Annotated in this window: 23 protein-coding genes and 1 pseudogene; 19 read left to right on the top strand and 5 right to left on the bottom strand. The window is 66.5% G+C overall.

What is annotated here, in order from left to right:
• The first annotated feature begins 12 nt into the window (after positions 1-12).
• The 4 genes from BN3906_RS03120 to BN3906_RS03105 all read left to right on the top strand — a co-directional run bounded on the left by BN3906_RS03120 (position 13) and on the right by BN3906_RS03105 (position 4,130).
• Positions 13-1,359, top strand: coding sequence for a peptidoglycan DD-metalloendopeptidase family protein (locus BN3906_RS03120; protein ID WP_066583936.1), 1,347 nt, complete (start codon positions 13-15; stop codon positions 1,357-1,359).
• A 549-nt stretch (positions 1,360-1,908) separates the two neighbouring features.
• Positions 1,909-3,201 (top strand): DUF4185 domain-containing protein, encoded by a 1,293-nt coding sequence (locus BN3906_RS03115; RefSeq protein WP_066583933.1) that lies wholly within the window; start codon positions 1,909-1,911, stop codon positions 3,199-3,201.
• Complete coding sequence (locus BN3906_RS03110) at positions 3,194-3,550, top strand: hypothetical protein (RefSeq protein WP_066583930.1); 357 nt, start codon at positions 3,194-3,196, stop codon at positions 3,548-3,550. Before BN3906_RS03115 ends, BN3906_RS03110 begins: the two co-directional genes overlap by 8 nt.
• Positions 3,551-3,770: 220 nt before the next feature.
• A complete protein-coding gene (locus tag BN3906_RS03105) occupies positions 3,771-4,130 on the top strand; it encodes a hypothetical protein (RefSeq protein WP_147592711.1) in 360 nt (119 codons plus the stop codon).
• A gap of 87 nt (positions 4,131-4,217) precedes the next feature.
• On the opposite strand, the gene BN3906_RS03100 is transcribed toward BN3906_RS03105, so the two are convergent.
• Together BN3906_RS03100 and BN3906_RS03095 are read right to left on the bottom strand one after the other, a co-directional pair.
• Positions 4,218-4,751, bottom strand: a complete 534-nt coding sequence (locus BN3906_RS03100; protein WP_147592709.1) for a hypothetical protein — start codon at positions 4,749-4,751, stop codon at positions 4,218-4,220.
• The gene (locus BN3906_RS03095; RefSeq protein ID WP_147592707.1) at positions 4,748-5,080 is read right to left on the bottom strand and encodes a hypothetical protein; all 333 of its coding nucleotides are present in this window, start codon (positions 5,078-5,080) and stop codon (positions 4,748-4,750) included. Before BN3906_RS03095 ends, BN3906_RS03100 begins: the two co-directional genes overlap by 4 nt.
• Positions 5,081-5,408: 328 nt before the next feature.
• On the opposite strand from BN3906_RS03095, the gene BN3906_RS03090 reads away from it, so the two are divergent.
• The 7 genes from BN3906_RS03090 (at position 5,409) to BN3906_RS03055 (ending at position 10,442) form a co-directional block, all read left to right on the top strand.
• Positions 5,409-5,726, top strand: coding sequence for a WXG100 family type VII secretion target (locus BN3906_RS03090; protein ID WP_066583915.1), 318 nt, complete (start codon positions 5,409-5,411; stop codon positions 5,724-5,726).
• Between the two features lie 180 nt (positions 5,727-5,906).
• Positions 5,907-6,350, top strand: a complete 444-nt coding sequence (gene rplM / locus BN3906_RS03085; RefSeq protein WP_066583912.1) for a 50S ribosomal protein L13 — start codon at positions 5,907-5,909, stop codon at positions 6,348-6,350.
• Positions 6,347-6,859 carry a 30S ribosomal protein S9 gene (rpsI, locus tag BN3906_RS03080; protein ID WP_066583910.1) on the top strand — a complete coding sequence of 171 codons (513 nt, stop codon included), beginning with the start codon at positions 6,347-6,349 and terminating at the stop codon, positions 6,857-6,859. The genes rplM and rpsI overlap by 4 nt, the downstream gene beginning before the upstream one ends.
• Before the next feature lie 274 nt (positions 6,860-7,133).
• A complete protein-coding gene (gene glmM / locus BN3906_RS03075) occupies positions 7,134-8,480 on the top strand; it encodes a phosphoglucosamine mutase (RefSeq protein ID WP_066583908.1) in 1,347 nt (448 codons plus the stop codon).
• A gap of 125 nt (positions 8,481-8,605) precedes the next feature.
• Positions 8,606-8,926, top strand: coding sequence for a hypothetical protein (locus tag BN3906_RS03070; RefSeq protein ID WP_147592705.1), 321 nt, complete (start codon positions 8,606-8,608; stop codon positions 8,924-8,926).
• An 89-nt stretch (positions 8,927-9,015) separates the two neighbouring features.
• Positions 9,016-10,119, top strand: coding sequence for a hypothetical protein (locus BN3906_RS14340; RefSeq protein WP_147592703.1), 1,104 nt, complete (start codon positions 9,016-9,018; stop codon positions 10,117-10,119).
• Entirely contained in the window at positions 10,113-10,442 is a 330-nt protein-coding gene (locus BN3906_RS03055) for a hypothetical protein (protein WP_066583896.1), read from the top strand. The genes BN3906_RS14340 and BN3906_RS03055 overlap by 7 nt, the downstream gene beginning before the upstream one ends.
• A 131-nt stretch (positions 10,443-10,573) precedes the next feature.
• Here BN3906_RS03055 and BN3906_RS03050 read toward each other — a convergent pair whose 3' ends face one another.
• Positions 10,574-11,518, bottom strand: a complete 945-nt coding sequence (locus BN3906_RS03050) for a dienelactone hydrolase family protein (RefSeq protein WP_078057067.1) — start codon at positions 11,516-11,518, stop codon at positions 10,574-10,576.
• 274 nt (positions 11,519-11,792) lie between these two features.
• On the opposite strand from BN3906_RS03050, the gene glmS reads away from it, so the two are divergent.
• The 6 genes and pseudogenes from glmS (at position 11,793) to groL (ending at position 20,208) form a co-directional block, all read left to right on the top strand.
• The gene (gene glmS / locus BN3906_RS03045) at positions 11,793-13,676 is read left to right on the top strand and encodes a glutamine--fructose-6-phosphate transaminase (isomerizing) (protein WP_066585970.1); all 1,884 of its coding nucleotides are present in this window, start codon (positions 11,793-11,795) and stop codon (positions 13,674-13,676) included.
• 60 nt (positions 13,677-13,736) lie between these two features.
• A complete protein-coding gene (gene alr / locus BN3906_RS03040) occupies positions 13,737-14,843 on the top strand; it encodes an alanine racemase (RefSeq protein ID WP_066583894.1) in 1,107 nt (368 codons plus the stop codon).
• Between the two features lie 7 nt (positions 14,844-14,850).
• Positions 14,851-15,417 (top strand): tRNA (adenosine(37)-N6)-threonylcarbamoyltransferase complex ATPase subunit type 1 TsaE, encoded by a 567-nt coding sequence (gene tsaE, locus BN3906_RS03035; RefSeq protein WP_066583892.1) that lies wholly within the window; start codon positions 14,851-14,853, stop codon positions 15,415-15,417.
• A 279-nt stretch (positions 15,418-15,696) separates the two neighbouring features.
• Positions 15,697-18,161, top strand: a pseudogene (tsaD, locus tag BN3906_RS15400) (tRNA (adenosine(37)-N6)-threonylcarbamoyltransferase complex transferase subunit TsaD).
• 123 nt (positions 18,162-18,284) lie between these two features.
• Entirely contained in the window at positions 18,285-18,584 is a 300-nt protein-coding gene (gene groES, locus BN3906_RS03025) for a co-chaperone GroES (protein WP_066585967.1), read from the top strand.
• A 7-nt stretch (positions 18,585-18,591) separates the two neighbouring features.
• Positions 18,592-20,208 carry a chaperonin GroEL gene (gene groL, locus BN3906_RS03020; RefSeq protein WP_066583890.1) on the top strand — a complete coding sequence of 539 codons (1,617 nt, stop codon included), beginning with the start codon at positions 18,592-18,594 and terminating at the stop codon, positions 20,206-20,208.
• A 201-nt stretch (positions 20,209-20,409) separates the two neighbouring features.
• On the opposite strand, the gene BN3906_RS03015 is transcribed toward groL, so the two are convergent.
• A complete protein-coding gene (locus tag BN3906_RS03015; RefSeq protein WP_066583888.1) occupies positions 20,410-20,727 on the bottom strand; it encodes a WhiB family transcriptional regulator in 318 nt (105 codons plus the stop codon).
• Between the two features lie 446 nt (positions 20,728-21,173).
• Between BN3906_RS03015 and shbA the strand changes: the two genes are divergently transcribed.
• Positions 21,174-21,773, top strand: a complete 600-nt coding sequence (shbA, locus tag BN3906_RS03010; protein ID WP_066583885.1) for an RNA polymerase sigma factor ShbA — start codon at positions 21,174-21,176, stop codon at positions 21,771-21,773.
• Positions 21,770-22,813: a hypothetical protein gene (locus BN3906_RS03005; RefSeq protein WP_066583884.1), complete on the top strand. Its 1,044-nt coding sequence runs from the start codon at positions 21,770-21,772 to the stop codon at positions 22,811-22,813. The genes shbA and BN3906_RS03005 overlap by 4 nt, the downstream gene beginning before the upstream one ends.
• A gap of 22 nt (positions 22,814-22,835) precedes the next feature.
• Here the strand turns inward: BN3906_RS03005 and BN3906_RS03000 are convergent, their stop codons facing one another.
• Complete coding sequence (locus BN3906_RS03000; protein WP_227871189.1) at positions 22,836-23,255, bottom strand: DUF5319 domain-containing protein; 420 nt, start codon at positions 23,253-23,255, stop codon at positions 22,836-22,838.
• Positions 23,256-23,297: the final 42 nt, after the last annotated feature.

Here is a 23,297-nt window from a genome sequence, read left to right as displayed (position 1 = left end):
GATGATGACGCCATGGTCACTCACCCGATGAAACCCGGCACCTACACCGTGTCCAGCGGCTACGGCACCCGGTGGGGGACCTTCCACGCCGGCCTGGACCTCGCCTGCGCGGTGGGCACTCCGATCTACGCGGCAGCAGACGGAATAGTCGTGCAGGGCAAAGACCGAGCACAGGGCAGCGTCTCCGGCTTCGGCTCCTGGATCTGGATCGACTGCCAGGAATCAGCAGGCGTGGACCTGATCTACGGCCACGTCCACCACCCCGGGATCCTCGTCAGAGCGGGAGACCGGGTGACCGCAGGACAGCAAATCGGCGTGTCCGGCAATGAGGGGCAGACCACCGGACCGCACCTACATTTCGAGGTGTGGGGGCCACCCGGCAGGACCGGCGGACAGCACCGCGACCCCGCCGCATGGCTGGCGGGCGCCACTCCACCAGGGGAGAAACCATCTACTACGGGAGGTTCCATGACAATCTTCGGCGTCGACGTGTCCCAGTGGCAGGACGGCATGAGCCTGGCGCAGGCCAAGGCGGAGGGCATGACGTTCGCCATCATCCGCCTGTGCGACGGCACCTACGCGGATCCAGTGTTCCGGAGTCATCTCGATGACGCGGAGACCGCTGGCCTGCTGGCGGCCACGTACTGGTACCTCCGTGCCCCGTCAGAGGGGACCACAATCTCCCAGCAGGTCGATGTGATCGACCGGCAACTCGGGGGGAGGAAAGACCTCGGGGTGTGGATCGACGTCGAATCAGTGAACAAGGAGACCGGCGAGAAGACCCTGACGGGCGCCGATGTGCGCGCAGCCCGCGACGAGCTCACCCGACGCGGCTACCGTGTCCCCGGCATCTACACCGGAGCATGGTACTGGGAGCGCATGCCCGGCGGGGAGCCCAGCATGGACGGTCTCGGATGCCTGTGGGTGTCCAACTACGGGCGAAATCTCGTCGGACCGCCGAAGTCCCTGTATGCCGGTGATGGTGGAGACAATCACCCCGGATGGTCCTACCCCCTCGGCGACCGGAAACCCGACCTGCTGCAATTCGGGTCTCAGGCGCAGGTCGCTGGAAAATCCGTCGACATCAACGCATACCGCGGGACCAGGACCGACCTCGAAGCCCTGTTCAGTGGAATTCGCCACACCGCACCATCTGCGCCCGTGGCACAGATCAGTGACAGTCGACGGATCGAGCTCGCCCTCGACAAGCTTGCCGGCCCCGAGAAAGAGCCAGACGGGACGCCAAGCTTCACCGGGTGGTTCGATGGAATGACGCTCGTCGAGGACGTCAAGCAGATCAAGCATGACGTCTCCGACATTAAAGCCATCCTCCAGAAGCTACCGACTTCCCAGGAGTGACGGCAGGTGGGAGAAATCCGGCAGTGGAGGGATGAAGCTCAGTAGTGACGCTGGGTCCTCCCACACCGGGTAGACCAGCACCGGTCCGAGGCTGAGCAGGGAGGTCCACTGCCCGTCTGGTCGCTGTTGCCAGCAGTCGCTCGTGTGGTCAGCCCGGGATAGGCACCGGAGCGGTTTCCCATCCCGGTACGGGGTGACCAGCACAGTAGCGTCGGCGGGACGTTCCCCCCAGAACGCTGTTTCACTGTCCTGGGTTCCTGGGGCGGGCAGTGATGGTCTAGTCTCTGCGGCCGCGGTTCCTGTGCCGGCGATTGCTGCCACGGTGACCGCTAATGCGGCTAGGGAGCGGGTGAAGCGCATGGTGTGTCCTTCCATGGTGGGGATAGTGGGTGTCCATTTTCCTCAAGCGGAGCACTCGAACTGTGTGTTACCTGTGGGGCTGATGATAGAAGAACTGTGCAGGTAGCGGCGCATGTCGCACACCGAGCGAGCACCCCCCACTGCAAGGGACAGTGAAAGCTGTACGAACCACTTTCACGAGGAGTTGACTTGAGCACTCTCATCCACACGTCGGCCGGGTACGGTGGCCTCGCATCCGGTGACACCAAACCGACCGACAAGTTCCAGGTGAAGGGAACAGATCTGGGCTACCTGTTCACCGGCGGTAAAGGGGCCTGGGTCGGTGGACTCTTCGGCGACACGTTCAACAAGCCCGACCCGCACGGTGCCACACCGGCCGGTGGTGACCAGTGGAGGTCACCGGTGCTCGGGCGCACATCCAACCGGGACTTCCTCACTCGTGGTGCGGTATGGGACAACTTCGCAGGAGCGCCGAACACTGGCGGAAGGGCGAAAGAGATCTTCCCCTACCGGCACGTTGGCGCCAACGTCGGCCAGGTCAACTCCGGGAACTTCGACGCGTTCACAGTCATCCCGAACGACGCTATCCAGGTCCCGGACGGCCGGTACTTCGCCATGGGTTTCCGGGTCCGTGAATGGCTCTCCAACCCGACTCAGGCAATGTGCTGGACCATCAGCAACGCCTGGTTCTGGTCTGACGAGCCGAACGCTGACACCTGGCAGGTCGGCCGCTACCGCGACAATCTGAACCGCTTGTACGAGTGGGACGTGTGGGATGCTCGCGGGAAGTTCTTCCAGAACGCTTCGTTCCTCATGATGCCGAATGACGACAACCTGTACGTCTTCGGCTCCCGTGAGGGGCGCAAGACCGGTGTCGGCACCGAAGCTGACGGCGTCTACCTGCGCAGAGCTCACTACAACAACTGCTTCACCGACACCGAATGGGAGTACTGGGGATGGACCGGCGACCGGTGGGAATGGGGAAAGAACATCACTCCGACCCCCATCCTCCAGCCTCTCACCCCCGGGGGCTTCATCGGTGAACTCAACGTCCAGCGCATCGCAGGGAAGATCGTCCTGACCTACGCTGACACCGTTGCCGGGTCTGTCGCACTGACCGCCGACCGGCCCGACGGTGTGTGGTCTGCCCCAACAGTCCTCGTCTCCCGCGTGCAGTCGGCAGCCCAGTACGCCCCATCCGTCCACCCATGGAACACGAACCTCGAGGACGCGTACTTCCACCTGTCCGCGTGGCCTCAGATCAGCGTCCCCGGTGTCTTCCAGACCTCACTCGCGTACTGCACTCAGGGCTGGCGCGGGTCCCTGGTCTCCGATTCTGGGATCGTCGGATCCCTGTCGACCAAGAGCCTCTCTCTCGACACATCGACGATGAACCGTGACGATGCTGCCCGTGCGATTCAGCGGGTCATCGACGCTTCGGCTGAGGTCAACCCTGAGATCAAGGAGGCTGCAGGTGAGTAAAGTTCCGGCCTGGTTGTGGCGGAAGATCATCTACCTGGTCGTGTTCGCTGCCGCCGTGGTCGCCGGCGCCCGTGGCTGGATCGACGCCGGGGACATTGACGGTCTGGCCGACCAGTGGGCGGAGATCCTCACCGCCGCTGTGTCCCTCCTCGCAGCTTCGAAAACCCACGAGGGGTCCGACGATAAGGCCACGTCCTCCGAGGTCGCCACGTCCGTCGATGCTCTCAACGCGGTCCGGGAGGTGGTGACCTCTCTCCCCGACAGTGTCGTGCAGGCGATACGGGCTGAGGAGCGGGGGGAGTACCCATCTGCGGATTCCCAGAGTGTTGGCGACTACTACCGGAGGTGATCATGGACGGGGCGTTGATTGCTGCATTGGCCACCGCGGTCGTCGGCGTGATCGGCGGGTTGTGGCGGATCCGTAAGGAGCAGCAGGAGCTGGTGGCCGCCCGGATCGCCGCCGAGGCTGACCAGCGGAGCTATATAACGCTCGGTGTGCATAAAAGAAAAGCCCTGGGGTGTCTCTTAGGGGCCGGTTTTTGGCTCCCCCCCCCCCCCACACATATATGGTGGCCCCGTCCCCGCCGCGGATCGCCGCCGAGGCTGACCAGCGGAGCGCCGCGGTGCAGGCGGCGGAGGCGGCGGTGGGGGTGGTGCGATCGGCGATGGAGACCCAGGGGGAGACGGTCACATCTCTGCAGCGCCGGGTGGATGACCAGGGGCTGCGGCTCACCGAGTCGGAGCGGCAGCTCACCCGACAGGCGGAGCGGATCACTGACCTGGACATGCGCCACGGTGTGGCAGTGTCGCACATTGCGGAGCGGGAAGATGCGGCGGACGAGCACCTGGGACCCGACAGGCCGGCGTGGCTCCCCCCGATCCCTGACCTGATCCGCCCTGATGTGGACGCCGCAAGACGGCCACGGTAGGGTGCCCCCTAGGTCCCCACCTTGGTGGGGATGATCCGGTGTCCTTGTCAGGACGGATCTGCTCCCCACTCGCGTGGGGTCGGCCCCCTAGTCCCCGGACTGGGGGGCCTTTTTTCGCGTCCATGTGCCTATGGTCGCCTGCGACATGCCGGTGATCTTCGCCAGCCTGTACCCGGTCGCACCTGCTTTGTGTGCGGCGATGACCGCCTCACGCTCCGCAGCCTTGGCGAGATTCAGCTCGTCAGTGAGCCGCTTCCGGCGTCTCGCAGCGTCCCGTGCGACGGTGAGCCGTGAGCCGAGGATGGCCGGCCACTCCTCCATGAAAGTCACCAGGGCGTCGGCAAGCTCGTCCCAGGTCTGCCCGTCGATGGACAGGTCCAGGACCTCCCCGTCGGCGCGGGTGGCCCGCACCCCTCCCAGCTTGCCGTTGAGGGGCTTGTCCCAGATCGGTGTGCCGTCAGGGTAGGAGCAGTAGTCGAGGGTGAGGGTCAGCCCGGGCAGGTCCACCGTGGTGTGCGCCGGGGCGTCCGCCAGTGCTTCGCGGATCTTCGGCTCGATGTCGTCCCGGTCGGCGATGGTGTCGGGCATGAGGTCCAGGTCGAGGGGCAGGTCGGTCATCATGCCACCGCCTGACGGGCGGCCTTGGCGGCAGCGGTGAGCAGTCGTGGGCGCTCCGGATTCCGGACGGCCGTGTCGAGGTCGGCGAGGATGTCCGGATCGATGTCTTCGCGGGCGGTGGCCTGCCAGTAGCAGCCGTGGGCGTCCTCCCAGTCGGACTCGGCGACGGTGCGCCGGTGGACGGCGTCCACCTTCTCGGCAGTGGACAGGGCGGGGTCCGCCTTCGCTGCAGCGGCGGCAGTGGTCGCCTCATCGAGGGCACGTCGGGCATTGACCAGGCGGTAGGCGGCGAGCACGACGGTCTCAGTGGGGGTGGGGATGGAGTGTGCCATGGTGTCCTTTCTCGGGAGGGTCTTTCCCTCTCTCTTGCTGATACCCATATGCTACAGGGGGTGCGGTACTTCAGCAACTGTAGTAGTGAAGATTCTTTGTGGCGTTTGTCACACCCCCGCACCCCGCCCTCCCGCTACGATGATCCCGTGGGTTGAGCGCCGCCGGGACCCTGATCTGTGACCGGCGCACCCCCCCCTGACGCTCCCCACACGGCCCCCACTGTCCCCGGACGGTGGGGGCCTCTTCTCGTCTCCCATCCCGCAAATATCCCGCACGGCGTCGCGCCCAGCACGCTCAGCACGCCCCACACGCCCACCGCGCGGCACTCTGACCTGCGGCGGAACCGCGACCTGCGACAACAATAAGTCCCAGTACAATTTCGCAACCATCGCTCAGGCGTCGGTGGACATCCGCACCACGAGCAGCAACATCAACAGCACACTTGACCAGCTCAAATCAGATATTGCGCCGATGACTGCGGAATGGGAGGGGGAATCCTCCGCCGCATACCAGGACGCCCAACGCAGGTGGGACAACGCGGCCGCGGAACTCAACACGGTGCTGCAGTCTGTGGCGAGGGCAGTTGAGGACGCCAACTCGCGGATGAGTCAGATCAACACAAGCGCGGCGAACAGCTGGGCCTGACCGGAATTTGGGCCTCAACGGCAGCTCCGGTACCATTTCCAGGGTTGCGGTCACACCGGTGCGCGTCATGACGTGCACTCGTGTGGCCGGTCCGCGGGTCCCAACCGGCCGCCGCGGACGTGACCGGGGCGCACCCGGTCAGGGCAGGGCCGGCAGCTCCACGAAGAACAAGGAGTCCATGTGACTACTTTCCACCCGAAGAGCGGTGACATCACCCGTAAGTGGTATGTCATCGACGCCACTGACGTGGTTCTGGGTCGTCTCGCCACCCATGCAGCGAACCTGCTGCGCGGCAAGGGCAAGGCCATCTACGCCCCGAACACCGACTGCGGCGACAATGTGATCATCATCAACGCCGACAAGGTCGCCATCTCGGCCAACAAGCGTGACCGTGAGTTCCGTTACCGCCACTCCGGATACCCGGGCGGACTGAAGACCATGTCCCTGGGTCGCTCCCTGGAGCTGCACCCGGAGCGTGTCGTGGCAGAGGCGATCACCGGCATGATGCCGCACAACCGTCTCTCCCGCCAGTCCGTGAAGAAGCTGCGCGTGTACGCGGGTGCAGAGCACCCGTTCGCCGCTCAGCAGCCCGAGACCTACGAGATCAAGAAGGTGGCCCAGTGAGCGACAACGAGAACTACGAGGCCGCTGAAGCCGTGAGCGAGGAGTTCGTCGCCACCATCGGTGACTCCGTCGCCGAGGTCGAGGAGTTCGACGAGGCCGCTCCGGTCGTCGCCGACCTCTACGAAGGCCCGATCCAGACTGTCGGCCGCCGCAAGGAAGCAGTCGTCCGCGTCCGCATGGTCGCCGGTTCCGGCCAGTTCACCTGCAACGGCCGTACCCTGGAGGACTACTTCCCGAACAAGCTGCACCAGCAGCTGATCAAGGCTCCTCTGGTCCTCCTGGACCGTGAGAACCAGTTCGACTTCCAGGTCAACCTCAAGGGTGGCGGACCCTCCGGTCAGGCGGGCGCCATGCGTCTGGCCATCGCCCGTGCCCTGAACAAGTACAACCCGGAGGAGCGGGCTGCCCTGAAGAAGGCCGGCTTCCTCACCCGTGACGCCCGTGCCGTCGAGCGCAAGAAGGCTGGTCTGCACAAGGCCCGTCGCGCTCCCCAGTACTCGAAGCGCTGACTGGGCGGGGCCTGTGCCCCGTACCGGCTGTTCGCGGTGGTCCGGTTCTCCGGAACTGCCACCGCACTTACGCCGTCCCGCACCGGACCATGTGTCCGGAACCGGGACGGCGTTGCTTTTTCCAATGGTCCTGCACTGCCCATGTACGGCGGCTCCGGTCGGCGGAACTGCCCGGCGCCACGGGTGTGAACGCCGTCACCCGGAGGAGACTCCTGTCCTGTCGGCCTGTCCCGGAACACAGTCAACGGCTTCGGACCCACTAGACTTGCTGCCCATGAGCAGACTCTTCGGAACTGACGGGGTACGCGGTCTGGCCAACCGGACCCTGACCGCAACACTCGCACTACGGCTGGGGGCGGCGGCAGCGCGGGTACTCACCGAGACCTCCCCGAATTCACAGCGCCGACCGGTGGCCGTGATCGGCAGGGACCCTCGGGCATCAGGCGAAATGCTGGCGTCGGCACTGTCCGCAGGTATGGCGTCACAGGGGGTGGACGTCCTCGATGTCGGCGTGCTCCCGACTCCGGCGGTCGCTTTCCTCACAGACGACTACGGGGCAGACATGGGTGTGATGATCTCCGCCTCCCACAACCCGATGCCCGACAACGGGATCAAGTTCTTCGCGGCAGGTGGGCTGAAACTTGACGACACCGTCGAGGACGAGATTGAGGCAGCGATGCTGGAGCTGCCGGAGACCGGTCCGACAGGTGCGGGGATCGGGCGGATCATCGAGGAGTCCGGGGACGGTCTGGAGCGCTACCTGTTCCATCTCGCCTCGTCTGTGCCCGCCCCCCTCGACGGGATCAGGGTGGTCGTCGACTGTGCCAACGGTGCTGCCAGTGATGCTGCTCCGAAGGCCTATGCACAGGCAGGGGCGGACGTGGTCGCGATCCACAATCATCCGAACTCCTACAACATCAACGACAACTGCGGTTCCACGCACATCGACGTACTCCGCACCGCAGTTCTGGAGAACCATGCGGATCTGGGTCTGGCCCATGACGGTGACGCCGACCGTTGCCTGGCGGTCGATTCCGAGGGCAACGTCGTCGACGGTGACCAGATCATGGCGATCCTCGCTGTAGCGATGAAAGAGGAGGGGGAGCTTCGGAAGAACACCCTTGTCGCCACGGTCATGTCCAACCTCGGGCTCGCCCTGGCGATGAAGGAACACGGCATCGCACTGAGGAGGACAAGGGTGGGTGATCGTTACGTTCTCGCCGAACTCAATGCCCACGACCTTTCTCTCGGTGGAGAGCAGTCGGGTCACGTCGTCATCCCGGCCCACGGTACAACCGGGGACGGGACCCTCACGGGGCTGTCGATCATGGCGCGCATGGCGGAGACCGGGGAATCCCTGAAAGAACTGGCGTCTGTGATGACCGTGCTTCCGCAGACCCTCGTCAATGTTCCGGTCGAGGACAAGGAGAAGATTCACTCCTCCCCGGTTGTCGCTGACGCGGTCGCCGCGGCGGAGAAGGAACTGGGGGACTCGGGAAGGGTGCTGCTGCGTCCCAGTGGAACGGAGCAGGTCTACCGGGTGATGGTCGAGGCGACAACGGCAGCCGAAGCCAAGCGTGTGGCAGGTGGCCTCGCTGCCGTGGTGATATCGGAGGGGTGACCGGCCACGGTCTCCCGGGAGTTCCGGAATCCGGGTGGGGACGCCGAGGGAACCCGCAGGTCTTCCGCGGAGTCTAACAGGGGTGAGCCGGACGCCGCCGGGACATGACTGGAGGAGGGAGACCCGTGGACAGAATGTATGTCGATTCGGACAGAGGGAGGAGAGCTGTCGCGGCCGCCGCTGATGCGGTGGCGCTGAGGCTGGCGGAAGCGGGTGGCCGCTCCCCGGATATTCCCCCGGGGGTGTTCGGAACCGGTCTTGCAGAGCGTCAGGCGACAGTTTTCGCGGCTGTCGGAGCAGTGCAGGAGGAGAGGCGCAGGTTGCTTGCACTCCTGGGCCGGATGCTGGAATCGGTGGACCGTTCCCTGGCCCAGATATCGGCAGCAGATGACGCCTCCTCCGCTGCCGTCGCCGCGAGCGGTCGCGGTGGAGGTGGCCTCCGGTGAGCACAGCGCAGCAGCGTATCGACACCGCTCTGGGCAGTCTGGCTGCTACAGCGGCGGCCACGGGGTGTCCACAGTCCCAGGTTCATCGGATGTGTGAGGTTTCCGAGTACACGAGGGGGCTCGACACGCTCACCCTGTCAGGGAGTGCGTCAGGGACCGTTGACCTGGCCCTGCAGGCGGGAGCCGTCGGTGACTGTGGGGTCAGCGGGCTCGTCACCGAGGCTGCCGATGCCGTGAAGGGGATAGCAGGGGGGGAACCCTGCCGACAGTTGTGCCGGACCGGCGATGTTCTCGCGACAGTCGATCAGGCGTGGCAGGGAGTTGCCGGTTCGTTGGCGAGCTGCGGCGCTTCGATGGAACAGATCACCACGGGATGCGCGGATGCCGTTGCTGTTCTGGTGGACAATGTGTGCGGGCTGATCGGTTCCGTGTCCGGCGCAGTCTCCGGCACGGGTTCGGTTGCAGGGGGACCACTGTCCTGCGAACTGGCGGGAGAGCTTGCCAGGGGTGCCGTGGACACGGTGACCGGACTGCTGGAGCAACGCAACTGCAGTCTTGAGGCTGTCGTAGAGATTACGGCGGGTGACTGCAGCTCCGCAGCGGAGGCGGTCTGCCCGGTTCCGGAGCACGAGGCCTGTGCGCCCGAAAAATGCCCGCAACCTGGGGAACAGGGTGATGCTGACATCTGCGGCACCACCGTCGCAGAGTGCACCGACGGCACCGACGGCACCGACGGCAATGACGGTGCAGGCGGGATGTGCGGGGACGAACAGGATGACACGGTCGCCACCTGTTCGGAGGTACCGGTCCAACCCACCCCTGGTGATGCCGGGGTGCCAGAGCAGTCAGAGCAATCGGAGCCGTCGGAACGGGGCGGTACCGGGACCTCAGAGAGCGGGTCACCGTCTCCGGACACGGGTGGGACAGGCAGCGTGGACCCCGTCGAGGGGTTCGACAAGACCGGACGCACACCTTCCCAGGAGGTTCCGGCTGTCCTCTCTGCAGGGGTGGAGCCCGGAGGCGACGGGGGAGGCGTCGGGGGAGCCGACGCGGCCGGTGGGAACGGAGAACCGGGCAGGGACGAGTCGATGCAGGACAGCAGCGTCGGAGCGGGAGAGAGCTGGAGTCCGGATGTGTGGGTCACCGCTGACGGGGTGCAGGCGGAAGCCCCGGAGACGGCAGGTGAATGGTGAGTGGGACGGCGTGGTACCGCAGTGAACAGAGGCAGAGTCACGGGGCAGAGCTCACGGACAGTCACCGTCGCGCCGTGGAGAAGTACATGGGGTCGGTACACGCACTCAGCGAGGAGTTCCTCGCCGCGTTCCGTGCACAGACGGAGATACTGCAGAAACTGGCGGAGCAGGTCAGCGCCGAGACCGCCGTCGACGAACAGGAAAAATTGCCGGGGGCCGGGCGGGCTGTGCTTCATGATGTCAGCGGAAACCGGGGGCAGCTGCGGCCGCGTGGTGGCAGAACGTTGTCAGGCCCTGAGATCTTCAACGAGGGAGGAAGATAGGACCCGGTGCCCGGAAAACGGGCTGTGCCTGGTGGGCTGACCCGTCATCCGGAGGCGACTGCGGAGACGGCTACACGTCAACAGGTGGACGTACGTCGGATCGACGGTGTCCGTATTCCCGGCGTTGACGGTCAGAGCTTCAGGAGCGCCTGCTGCAGTTTGTCCACCGGATCGCCGAATTCCGGCAGAGACTCGAACAATTCTCTGCGCGTTGCGGTGGCCGTGCCCTTGACAGCGGTCTCCGGGTCGTGGAATGTGGCGCAGTCACGGGACAACGAGGAGTCCAGGGCACCGTCACCGGTGATGAATCCGACCATGAGTGCTCTCAGGAGATCCTGCACTCCGAACTCCGGGCCGGCTCCACCCAGGAGTGCCTTGCGGAGGATCGGTTCGCTGAAACCGGCGGGGGAACCCTTGAGGATGCGGCGGTAGACCACCGGACCCCGCCAGTTCGCAGCAAGACGGGAGGCGTTTCCGGCGGGAACGGTTCCGGGGCGTCCGGCGTCGAGCACCAGTCCCGGTGTCTCCACCCTGCGGGCTGCCCCGTAACAGCTCGGGGTGGTGTCCGACGGGTACACCGCGATCACACCCCGCAGGGACGGTCTGTTCTGCCGGTCCTGCCCGGCAGGCGCCCGTCCTGCTGCGGTGAGCACAGCAGCCCCGGCCCCCATGCCGTGTCCGGCCAGGTACAGGCGGTCCGGGTCTGTGACAGTGGTGCCCGACCCGAACTTCACCCCGGTGAGTACCTGCAGTGAGGACTCAAGGTCTGCAGCGAAACCGGCGTGGTCGGTGACGAAACCGGTCTCTGTGTCCGGGGCAGCGACCGCAATACCCCAGCTGGCGAGATGACGAAGTGTCACATGGTAGGCGTCCACCCCGGTGCACCAGTCATGTCCGAATACCAGACCCGGAACAGAGATACGGCCACGGCGTCCGACACGGCCTGCGCCACCGGAACCCTCCACCGGCACGTAGATCCTGCCGGGCAAGCCGGTCACACCCAGGTCACCCACTTTCACATCGTAGGGGCCCGGTCTGCCCAGTTGATCGACGAGATTCTTCACTTTGACAGCCACGTTCCCAATAGTAGGGGAACAGGCCCCTGCCGGTCCTGCGGCAACCCGGGATCGCTGCGACCTGCGGCGGTATTCCCCGGCTTTCGTTCAGCGTCAGCCCGGCCGACGCCGACGACTTCCCCCGCCCCGGGCGTCCCCGCTCTCTGCTCCGTACCTCCCCCGCCCGGGCCGGACAGCGCCCACCGACCTTCTGTGACGGTGGTGCACTGTGGTCGGGACGTCTCCGGGCACACCGGAGTAACCCCGCGGCGTCGCTCTCGGTAGGGTAGTGCGCATGTGTGGAATCGTTGGTTACGTCGGAGACGCGGCACGCAACGTCAGTGCCCTTGACATCGGTCTGGACGCACTGGCGCGGATGGAGTACCGGGGATACGACTCCGCAGGGATCGCGGTCGTCCGACCCGGTGAGCTTGTGGTGGAGAAGAAGGCCGGCAAGTTGGCGAACCTGCTGGACCAGATAGCCGCCGACGGTGGCGGAGACAGTTCCCGGTTCGCCGGGTCGACCTGCATCGGTCACACCCGATGGGCGACCCACGGACGACCGAACGACGTCAACGCTCACCCCCACGTCTCTTTCGACGGCAAGGCCGCGATCGTCCACAACGGCATCATCGAGAACTTCGCCGAACTCCGTGCCGAGATTGAGGCCGCCGGTATCGAACTGACCAGCGAGACGGACTCCGAGGTTGCCGCCCATCTCCTGGCGCTGGCATACAACGCAGGCCCTACCGCAGGTGATTTCGAGGCGTCCGCCCTGTCGGTCCTGAGGCGACTGGAAGGCGCGTTCACCCTCCTGTTTACCCATGTCGATGAGCCGGGGAAGATCATCGCCGGCAGGCGGTCCACCCCGCTGATCATCGGTGTCGGCGACGACGAGATGTTCCTCGGCTCCGATGTGGCGGCATTCATCGCGCACACCCGTCAGGCTGTCGAGCTCGGTCAGGACAACGTTGTCGTGATCACCAGGGACTCCTACCGGGTGATGGACTTCGACGGGACCCCCGCCGAGGGACGTCCGTTCACCATCGACTGGGATCTGGCCGCCGCGGAGAAGGGCGGGTTCGACTCCTTCATGATGAAGGAGATCTTCGAGCAGCCCGCAGCCATCCGTGACACCCTGGCCGGCCACTTCGTCGACGGCCGGGTCATTCTCGACGAGCAGCGTCTCTCTGACGACGACCTCCGGCAGGTCGACAAGGTCTTCGTCGTCGCCTGCGGTTCCGCCTACCATTCCGGCCTGCTGGCGAAGTACGCGATCGAGCACTGGGTGAGACTACCTGTCGAGATCGAGGTCGCCAGCGAGTTCCGGTACCGGGATCCGGTCCTGGACAAGCAGACACTCGTCGTCGCGGTCTCCCAGTCCGGTGAGACCGCCGACACTCTCGAAGCTGTGCGGCACGCGAAGACCCAGGGAGCCCGGGTACTGGCGGTGTGCAACACCAACGGCTCCCAGATTCCGAGGGAGTCGGACGCCGTGCTCTACACGCACGCGGGCCCGGAGATCGGCGTGGCGTCCACGAAGGCCTTCCTCGCGCAGATCGCCGCGAATTACATTGTCGGTCTCGCGCTCGCCCAGGCCCGCGGCACGAAGTACCCGGACGAGATCGAGTCGATCTTCGACCAGCTGGAGGAGATCCCCGCGAAGATCGAGCGGGTTCTTGGCCTCAAGGGCCAGATCCACGAGCTTGCCGAGGAGCTCGGACCTATTCCGACGATGCTCTTCCTCGGCAGGCACGTCGGCTATCCGGTCGCCCTGGAAGGTGCGCTGAAGCTCAAGGAGCTGGCCTACATCCACGCGGAGGGTTTCCCTGCCGGGGAGCTCAAGCACGGCCCGATCGCCCTGATCGAGGAGGACCTCCCGGTCGTCGTCGTGGTTCCGTCGCCGCAGGGCAGGGAGATCCTGCACTCGAAGATCGTGACGAACATCCAGGAGATCCGGGCACGGGGCGCGCGGACGATCGTCATCGCCGAGGAGGGCGACGAGTCTGTGCGGCCCTACGCGAACTTCCTGCTGGAGATCCCGGCGTCCGGAACTCTGCTGCAGCCGCTGCTGTCGACGGTGCCTCTGCAGTTCCTCTCCGCCGAGATCGCCCGGCAGTGTGGTAACACCGACATTGACAAGCCCCGTAACCTGGCCAAATCGGTCACGGTCGAATAGGTAAGGAACGGAACCACGAACACCCACGTTCTCGCAGAAACTGTCGTCGATCTCGGGGCGGTGGCCCACAACGTGCGGACACTCGCCGCACATGTCGCCCCGGCGGGCCTGATGGCTGTCGTCAAGGCGGACGGGTACAACCACGGAATGGTCGACATCGCGCGTACTGCCGTGGACGCCGGCGCGTCCGCTCTCGGGGTCGCGACCCTCGGCGAAGCTGTGGCACTGCGTGACGCCGGCGTCGCAGCACCGGTCACCGCATGGATCTGGTTGGCGGAGGGCGAGGATCTCGGTGACGCTGTCGCACGTGACATCACCTTCGGGATTCCCTCGGTGGCGCACCTCGATTCGGTCGTTGCTGCGGCGACGGCCGCCGGCAGAACAGTGAAGGTCGGACTGATGGTGGATACCGGCCTGTCCCGGTCCGGTATCAGCCCTGCGGAGTGGCCGACTGCCCTCGATCGCGCGGACGCTGCCGTGGATTCGGGAAAGATCGAGGTCACCGGACTGTTTTCTCACCTTGCCAGTGCCGATGACCCGATCTCACCGGTCACCGACCTGCAGGAGCGGCGGTTCTCTGCGCGGATCGAGGAGTGTCGGGTCCGTGGCCTGGACGTGCCGGTGAACCATATCGCCAACACTCCTGCGGCACTGTCCCGGGTGGATCTGCGCCATGAGATGGTGCGTCCTGGCGTGGGGATGTACGGGGTGGACCCGTGCGCGATCCCCAGTGGAGTCGACCTCCGGCCCGCCATGACACTACGCGCGAGGGTGGTGACCACCCGGCTTGTCGCAGCAGGTGAGGGCGTCAGCTACGGGCACCACTGGACCGCCCCGGTGGACACCAGGACGGCAGTGGTCGCACTCGGATATGCCGACGGTCTTCCCAGGGCCTTGTCCGGGAAGTTCGGGGTGACGGTCAACGGCACGTGGTTCCCGCAGATCGGCCGGGTGTGCATGGACCAGATCGTCATCGACCTGGGCCCCGCTGCGGACACCGACGGCCCGGGCAGCAGGGTGCGCCCCGGTGACTGGGCGGTGATCTTCGGTGAGGGAGGACGCCCTGTCCGGGAGATCGCGGACGCCGCGGACACGATCGACTACGAGATTCTCACCATGCCGCGCGGGCCCAGGGTGGCGCGGAGGACAATTCCGGTGCAGGAGTGATTCTGCCGTGAATGATCTGCGCGCCGACTTCACCGGGCCTTCGGGGGAGGTGACGGCGCAGTCGGCTGCCGACATGCGGAGTCTGGGGGAGGACCTCGGTTCTGTCCTGGAGCCGGGAAGTGTGGTGGTGCTGACCGGCCCGTTGGGCGCGGGCAAGACCACGTTCACCCAGGGGATCGCCCGTGGTCTCGGGGCTGCGGGCAAGGTCCGTTCCCCGACCTTCACCGTGGTCCGGGAGCACCGGCCGGGTATCAGGCCGGACGGGTCGGAGGGGACCGGCATGCTGCACATGGACGCCTACCGGCTCCTCGGTGACGCCGTGGACACGGCGGTGGGGCCGCAGGGCGCGGACCTGCCTCGTGAGACTGTGCTGGACATGCTGGAGTCCCTGGACATCGACGATGATCTCAGTGACCGGGTACTCGTCGCGGAATGGGGTCGGGGCGTGGTGGAGGCACTGTCGTCCCGTGTGATCGACGTGGAGATCCTGCGGTCCGACCCAGAGGAGGGTCCGGGTGTGGGGGATCTGGCGGAGGAGCCCCCCCGGATTCTCCGGTGGGCCTGGTCCAGCTGAGCGCGTGCCGGCTCTGTGCCGCGTCTGCCCGTGCTCGCCACCCCCGGTTTCACCCCTGAACATTACAGAACACAGGTTTTCCTCCGATGACTGTTGCGTGTCAGGGAGGGGGCGTGCATAATGGGCCTCGGATCACTGTGAGGGGTGTATCCAACAGGACCCCCGCCGCAAATGGAGAGTGCGGCGGGGTTCCGCCTTATCTTCAGCAAGGTTCGGGGGAGTGGACGCGGCTGGCCGGCGGTTCTATCCCGCCGCCGCCGCAGACTAGACTTCGTCCCCATGCATGTTCTCGCGGTAGACACCTCCACCTCCTATGTCGTCGCCGGAGTGGTCGACGTCCCGGCCCCGGACACGGCCGGGAGCAGGAGTGGGACGGGGGCCGTTTCGGGGAGCCGTCAGGGGGAGCTGCGCACCCTTGCGCAGCGTTGCGTCCACAGTCCTCGGGGGCATATGGAGATTCTCACCCCCGGTATCGTCGAGTGTCTCGCCGAGGCCGGCCTGTCTCCGGCCGACCTGGATGCCGTCGTGGTCGGTACGGGCCCGGGCCCCTTCACCGGGCTGAGGGTGGGGATGGCGACGGCGGCGGCTTTCGGGGAGGCACTTTCGGTGCCGGTGCACGGAGTGGAGAGTCATGTCGCCGTCGCTTCGGGGGGAGTGGTGGGCCCGGCTGCGGTCGGAGTGTCTGACCCGACCGTCCTCGTCGTCAGTGACGCCCGTCGCCGGGAGTGGTACTGGTCGGTGGTGGACACCCGTTCCGGGCGGACGGTCGAGGGTCCGGCGGTCACTTCACCCAGCGTCCTCACCGCAGAACATCCGTCGGCGACCGCTGCAGTGACCCGGGAGGTCGCCGGAGGGAAGGTCGCGGTTCCGGAGGGCTGGAACTGCGTGGACAGTGACGCTTATCCGACGCCGGAGGGACTGGTCGCCGCCGCGCTCCACCGTCTCACCGCAGCCGGGCTGACGCGTCCCGGCACCCCTCTTCGTGCTCTCTACCTGCGACGTCCGGATGCGGTGGTGCCGGTGCGCAGGCCCGTTTCCGAGGCCCTGGACTTCAGCGGGGTGGATCTGGATGAGGCGGTCGGCACCCCGGTCGTCACCGCGTTGACGGTGGAGGACGCCGAGGCGTGCGCCGGGATCGAGGCGCTCAGTTTCGAGGGCGACTCACCCTGGTCCGCCGATGCCTTCCGCTCGGAGATCACCGCAGGGCACACCAGGTACATCGGACTGTTCCGGGAGGGTGAGCTGCTGGGGTACGCGGGAATGGCGATGACGGGGCCTCTGTCTGACCCGGAGTTCGAGATCCACACCATCGCGCTCGCCCCTCCTGCCCGCGGCCACGGTTGGTCGGTGCTGCTCATGGACCCGCTGATGGAGTTGGCTGACCGCCACGGCGGCCCGGTTTTCCTGGAGGTCCGTACCGACAATGCTCCTGCGGTGGGACTGTACCGTCGCTACGGGTTCGAGGTCACGGGCGTCAGGAAGGGGTATTACCAGCCCTCGGGAGCGGACGCGTACACGATGCGGCGTCCGGCCCGCGGGACCCGTGAGGTCCCGGGAAGGTCGGCGTCCTCCGGGGTGGACGGCAACGCGGCAGCTCTCCGGAATGACGTCGCGCCTGTTGTCCCGGACGGGGGCGTGCTGACGGTCCTGGGTGTGGAGAGTTCCTGTGACGAGACGGGTGTCGGGATTGTCGAACTGGGTTCGGACGGCACGGTCACGATGGTGAGCAACCGGGTCGCCTCGTCGATGGAACAGCATGCGAGGTTCGGTGGGGTGGTCCCGGAGATCGCGTCGAGGGCGCATCTGGAGGCATTCGTCCCGACCCTGCAGGCTGCGAGGGCGGACCTGGAGGCTGCGACAGGGAGGACCCGGCCGGACGCCGTGCCGGGGCCCTGCTCGTCGGTGCGGCGGCGGCGAAGGCGTGCGCCGCGGCGTGGGGGGTTCCCTTCTACGGGGTCAACCACCTGGGAGGGCATGTTGCGGTGGACACGCTGCACACCGGTGACCCCGGACGGGACGCCGGTGTGCCCGGTGATCTTCCGCATGCGGTGGCACTGCTGGTCAGCGGCGGGCACACGCAGATTCTCGAGGTCCGGGGAACGGGCCGGCCGATGAAGGAGCTCGGCTCGACTCTCGATGATGCGGCGGGGGAGGCCTATGACAAGGTGGCCAGGCTCCTCGGGCTCGGGTATCCGGGCGGTCCGGTCATCGACAGGCTGGCCTCAGGGGGCGACCCGGAGGCTGTCAGGTTCCCGCGGGGACTGTCCCGGACGTCCGGGCAGGAGTACGACTTCTCCTTCTCCGGTCTCAAGACCGCGGTGGCACGGTATGTGGAGCAGGCGGGACGTCGCGGGGAGACCGTGCCTGTGCAGGATCTGTGTGCGTCCTTCCAGGAGGCGGTGGTCGACGTGCTCACCGCCAGGGCCGTGCGGGCGTGCCGTGACACCGGTGCCCGGGTGCTGCTGCTCGGTGGTGGTGTGTCGGCGAACCGGAGGTTGAGGGAACTTGCGGCGCAGCGGTGTGCGGACGCCGGGATCACCCTGCACGTGCCTGAACCTGCCCTGTGCACCGACAACGGGGTGATGACGGCGACGCTGGCCGCCCATCTGATCAGGGCGGGTGCGGCCCCCAGCGGCCTGGGTGCGGCCACGGACCCGTCCCTGGATGTCGAGGTTCCGCTTGTGCGGCCCGCCGTGGCGCCGGGGCGGGCGGACAGTCTGGCAGTCGAAAGGGTTGAGGGCTAGCACTTGGAGGGGTAGAGTGCCAGTTGGTTGATTGACACACAGTTGTTCACCCGCGACGACGGCTGTGCAGGCACCAACCGGCACATGCTCTTCATCCGACCCGAATACACGGAGGTATTCATCGTGGCCAACGTCAACATCAAGCCGCTCGAGGACCGGGTTCTCGTCCAGATCGTCGAGGCTGAGACCACCACCGCATCCGGTCTGGTCATCCCCGACTCCGCCAAGGAGAAGCCGCAGGAGGCCACCGTCGTGGCCGTCGGTCCGGGCCGCTGGGCCGATGACGACGACCGTATTCCGATGGACGTCAAGGAGGGCGACACCGTCGTCTTCTCCCGTTACGGCGGTACCGAGCTGAAGTACGACGGCGAGGAGTACCTGCTCCTCAGCCAGCGCGACATCCTCGCCGTCATCGAGAAGTAGGAGCCCCATGTCGAAACTCATCGCATTTGACCAGGAGGCCAGGGAAGGTCTCCAGCGCGGTGTCGACACGCTGGCGGATTCCGTGCGCGTCACCCTCGGCCCCAAGGGCCGGAACGTCGTGCTGCAGAAGGCCTTCGGTGGCCCGACCGTCACCAATGACGGCGTCACCATCGCCCGGGACATCGATCTCGAGGATCCTTTCGAGAACCTCGGGGCCCAGTTGGTGAAGTCGGTCGCCATCAAGACGAACGACATCGCCGGTGACGGCACCACGACGGCCACCCTGCTGGCCCGGGCACTGATCAACGAAGGACTGCGGATAGTCGCCGCCGGGGGTAACCCGCTGGAGCTCAACAAGGGCATTTCCGCGGCCGCCGACAAGGTCCTCGAACTGCTCCGCGAGCGCGCCACCCCGGTGGCGGACAGCTCCTCGATCGCCAATGTCGCCACCGTCTCCTCGCGCGACGCTGAGATCGGTGGGAAGGTCGCCGAGGCGATGGAGAAGGTCGGCAGGGACGGCGTGCTCACCGTCGAGGAGTCGCAGTCGGTCGCCGACGAACTCGTCGTCACCGAGGGTGTCTCCTTCGACAAGGGCTACCTGTCCCCCTACTTCGTCACCGAAGAGGAGACCGGCCACGCGGTCCTGGAGAACGCCCTCGTCCTCCTCGTGAGGGAGAAGATCAGCTCGCTGCCGGACTTCCTTCCGGTTCTCGAGCAGGTCGCCAAGTCCGGCAAGCAGCTGTTCATCGTCGCCGAGGACGTCGAGGGTGAACCGCTGCAGATGCTGGTGGTGAACTCGATCCGGAAGTCGATCAAGGTTGTCGCGGTCAAGGCTCCGTACTTCGGTGACCGCAGGAAGGCCTTCATGGACGACCTCGCCGTCGTCACCGGAGGCACCGTGGTCGACAAGGAGGTCGGTGGAAACCTCGCCGACGTGACCCTCGACCAGCTGGGTACCGCCCGACGGATCACGGTCACCAAGGACGAGACCGTCATCGTCGACGGTGCCGGCACGGCCGAGGCGCTCGAGGCGCGGCGCAACCAGATCCGTGCCGACATCGAGCGCACCGACTCAACCTGGGACCGTGAGAAGCTCGAGGAGCGTCTCGCGAAGCTGTCCGGCGGCGTTGCCGTCATCCGCGCCGGAGGTGCGACGGAGACCGAGGTCAACGAGCGCAAGCTGCGCATCGAGGACGCCATCAACGCCGCACGCGCCGCCGCCCAGGAGGGCGTCATCGCCGGTGGCGGTTCCGTCCTGGTGCAGATCGCCGCGGAACTCGAGGACTTCGCCGGTTCCTTCGACGGTGACCAGGCTCTCGGGGTCAAGGCCCTGGCCCGTGCCCTGCGTCGTCCGGCGTACTGGATCGCGGAGAACGCCGGACTTGACGGTGCCGTCGTCGTCTCGCGGATCTCCGACCTGCCCAACGGTGAGGGCTTCAACGCCGCCACCGGGGAGTACGGCGACCTCGTCGCACAGGGGATCATCGACCCGGTGAAGGTCACCCACTCCGCCGTGGTCAACGCGACCTCGGTGGCACGGATGGTGCTCACCACCGAGACCGCTGTCGTGGAGAAGCCGGAGAAGGCCGCTCCGTCGGCAGCCGGCCACGGCCACCAGCACTGACCGTTTTCCCGGGCAGGTTTTCCCCGGCAGATTCTCGGGGACAGCTGTCCCGGACTGTTCGACGAGGGGCCCGGTTCCGTTCACGGAACCGGGCCCCTCGTGTGTTGTTCCGGTGTCTGCCGCCGGGGTTCCGGCGGGTCCGGGGACGCGCAGGTGTCCTGACGGCAGACACCGACCCGTTTCGCGGGAGTCCTGTGGATCCTACGCGGAGACCCTGGTGGCGGTGCGGCTGATTCTGGCGGCACGGTTACGGCGGTCGACGGTGGCCCGCTCGGACTCGCTCATCCCGCCCCAGATGCCGTAGACCTCACCGACGGCCAGGGCGTGGTCGCGGCACTTCTCCAGTACCGGGCACTCCCGGCAGATGGCCTTGGCGCGGTGCTCGCGCATGGCACGTGCGCGTCCCCGCTCCCCGTCGGGATGGAAGAACACCGAGGAGTCTGCACCTCGGCATGAGCCGTGGAGCTGCCACTCCCAGAAATCGGCTGTCGGACCCGGAAGCTGGCTCGGCTGCGGCATGCTGTGTTCTCCTCGTGACAGTGGATCACCGTCTTGTGATCCGTTGACCACAGCATCGCCTGCGGTCGTGAACGCCAGGTAACAGCCTTTTGTGCGGCAGATGTCGAATGTTCTGTCCGTGTGTCCCGGAACGTGGATCCCCTGTTCGTCCCGTATTTCTCCCGGGAACAGACATTAGGGGAGAAAGTTGCCGACGGCAGGGTGAACCGGGAAAAAGAACCCCCGTAAGGGGGTGAAGTAGAGATGCTGCTACAACATGAATGTATTTCGAACACCGTTCGATCAGTGCGGGACGGCGGTCGGACCTGTGGTAATTTCCGAATGGCCCGGTACTTGGATCGGTCTGGATCGGTCTGGAGAGGTCTGGACCGACACATCCATATACCGGAGCGGGTACCAGGGCAGGCGCCGGAGAAGGCCGGCAGGAAACTGACGAAGACGGGACGATGAAGACGACTGACGACACTGACGAGCAGCTGTCCCGGTTGGTTCCCGCCGCCGTGGCAGGGGACCGGTCTGCGGTCCAGCAGGTCATCAATGTCGTCCATCCCCAGGTGCTGCGATACTGCCGGCTCCGGGTCCAGCCCACCCGGTACCCGACTCCGGAGGACCTTGCGCAGGAGATCTGCCTCGCCGTCGCCCGGGCGCTGCCGGGATACCGGGAGGAGGGTCGTCCGTTCATGGCGTTCGTGTACCGTATAGCCGCGAACAAGATCGTCGACGCCCGCCGTTCCCAGAGCCGCGACCTCTCCGTTCCCACTGACGACGTGCCGGACAGTGAAGTGACTACCGACACTCCGGAATCCCTCACAATTGAGGGCAGTGCGTGTAACGAAGTCTCCGAACTCCTCGATGTGCTGGGCGAGAAGGCACGCAGGATCGTGACCCTCAGAGTCTTCGGCGGATATTCCGCCGAAGAGACCGCAGCAATCGTCGGTTCGACGGCTGGTGCTGTGCGCGTCGCACAGTTCCGGGCCCTGGCCAAGATGCGCTCGGTACTCGAGGAACGGGACAGCGGGCACGAGGATGTGAGGACACAGCGATGAGCGACCGGTACCCGGACCAGTTCGGCGAATCCTCTGTGCCCGAACCGGGGGAGGGGACCCGGGTGTCGGAACCCGGATTCGGCGAGGACACCGCGGCCCTTCACGCAGTCGACCGGCTCATCGACGACATCGCCGCCGGCGTAGTACCGGAGGACGGCGACAGGCTCCTCGGACTCCTCGCTGCTGCCAGGGGTGAGCTTGACCGCGCCGCCCGGCTCCACCCCGTGCTCCCGCCGGATGTCACCTCGGTGCTGCCGGACACGGCGTCCGGTGACGACACCGCCACCGAAATCTTTCCCGTCCCCGCGCGCGTCCCGGGTCCGGAGGCCGCAGTGTCCCCCGAAGAGGAGGCAGATGTCGTCCCGCTCGCCACGGCGACCGGACGTCACCGGCAGGGACGCCGGGGTCTGGGACTGACCGGAAGAGCCGCAGCCGCAGGCGGACTGTCCGTCACCGGCATGGTGATCGCCGGCGGTGTCGCTGCAGCGATAGCTGTGGGCGGTTTCGGAGTCGCCGCATACCACGGTGCGATTCCGGGTATCCCCGGGCACAGTGAGGTGACCGGACCGGAGGAGACGTCCGGCACACCCACCTCCGACGGCGACGCCGGCAGCTCCCGGGGAACCTCTACGGCGCGGAAGTCCGCCACCACCACGACCACCGCACCTGTGTCGGAGCCCGCCGGTGCGGCTGACGGTTCACCGGTCGGACTTCCGGAGGACCCGGGAGAGCTCCCCGGGCAGACGTCAGGTCAGGCGGAGCCCACCGAAACCACCCCGTCCGCGGAGCCCACGACGGATCCGGGGACTGACCCGACGGACACGGACGATCCCACCGTGACGACCTCCCCGGACGGTACCGGGGAACCGCAGCCGACCACCGCACCCGCCGGCCCGGCGGATCCTTCGGCCGAGCCGCTGCCCGGCCCGGCGGATCCTTCGGCCGAGCCGCTGCCGGTGGTCCCCGGCGCTGACGGTGCACCGGGACTGCCGGAACCTGCCGTGCAGCAGGCCGCAGGGCTGCGGATCCCGTACCTCTGACCGGGCCTCCGGCCCGCAGGTCTCAGTGCCCGAACCGCGGGTTGTGTCCCCGGCGTCCCCGGTTCATCCAGTCGACGGCGTCCGCATAGCCGGCGCAGTATTCCCAGGACACGTAGAAGTCCGGGTCCGGGTCGGCGCCGGGCTCGTGGACGGGGACCGTGTCCCCGTTGAGCATGGTGGTGATGTTCGCCGTGATGATCGGCCAGTCGTAGTAGTGGAGCTCGTCGCAGTCCTCGCAGAGCATCGAGATCCCCCGTACCCCCCGGGGCTCCAGCAGGGTGCGGAACCGTCGGATATTCGCCAGGTCCTCCTGCAGCATGAGGCGTTCCTCCTCGGAGACAGGTCCCGCAGGACCGTCGTCGTCCGGTTCGAGGAACGATGCCGGGTCATTCGGGTCCCCGGCGAAAGGGTCCGGCGGCATCAGGGCGTCATCGAAGTTCACGTACTCCACCGTACAGGTCCGCAGCCGGGATGTCGGCGCTGA

The sequence above is a fragment of the Corynebacterium provencense genome, assembly GCA_900049755.1.
GTDB lineage: Bacteria > Actinomycetota > Actinomycetes > Mycobacteriales > Mycobacteriaceae > Corynebacterium > Corynebacterium neomassiliense.
Note: the sequence above shows the minus strand (reverse complement) of the source record. Positions and strands in the feature narration are given on the sequence as shown.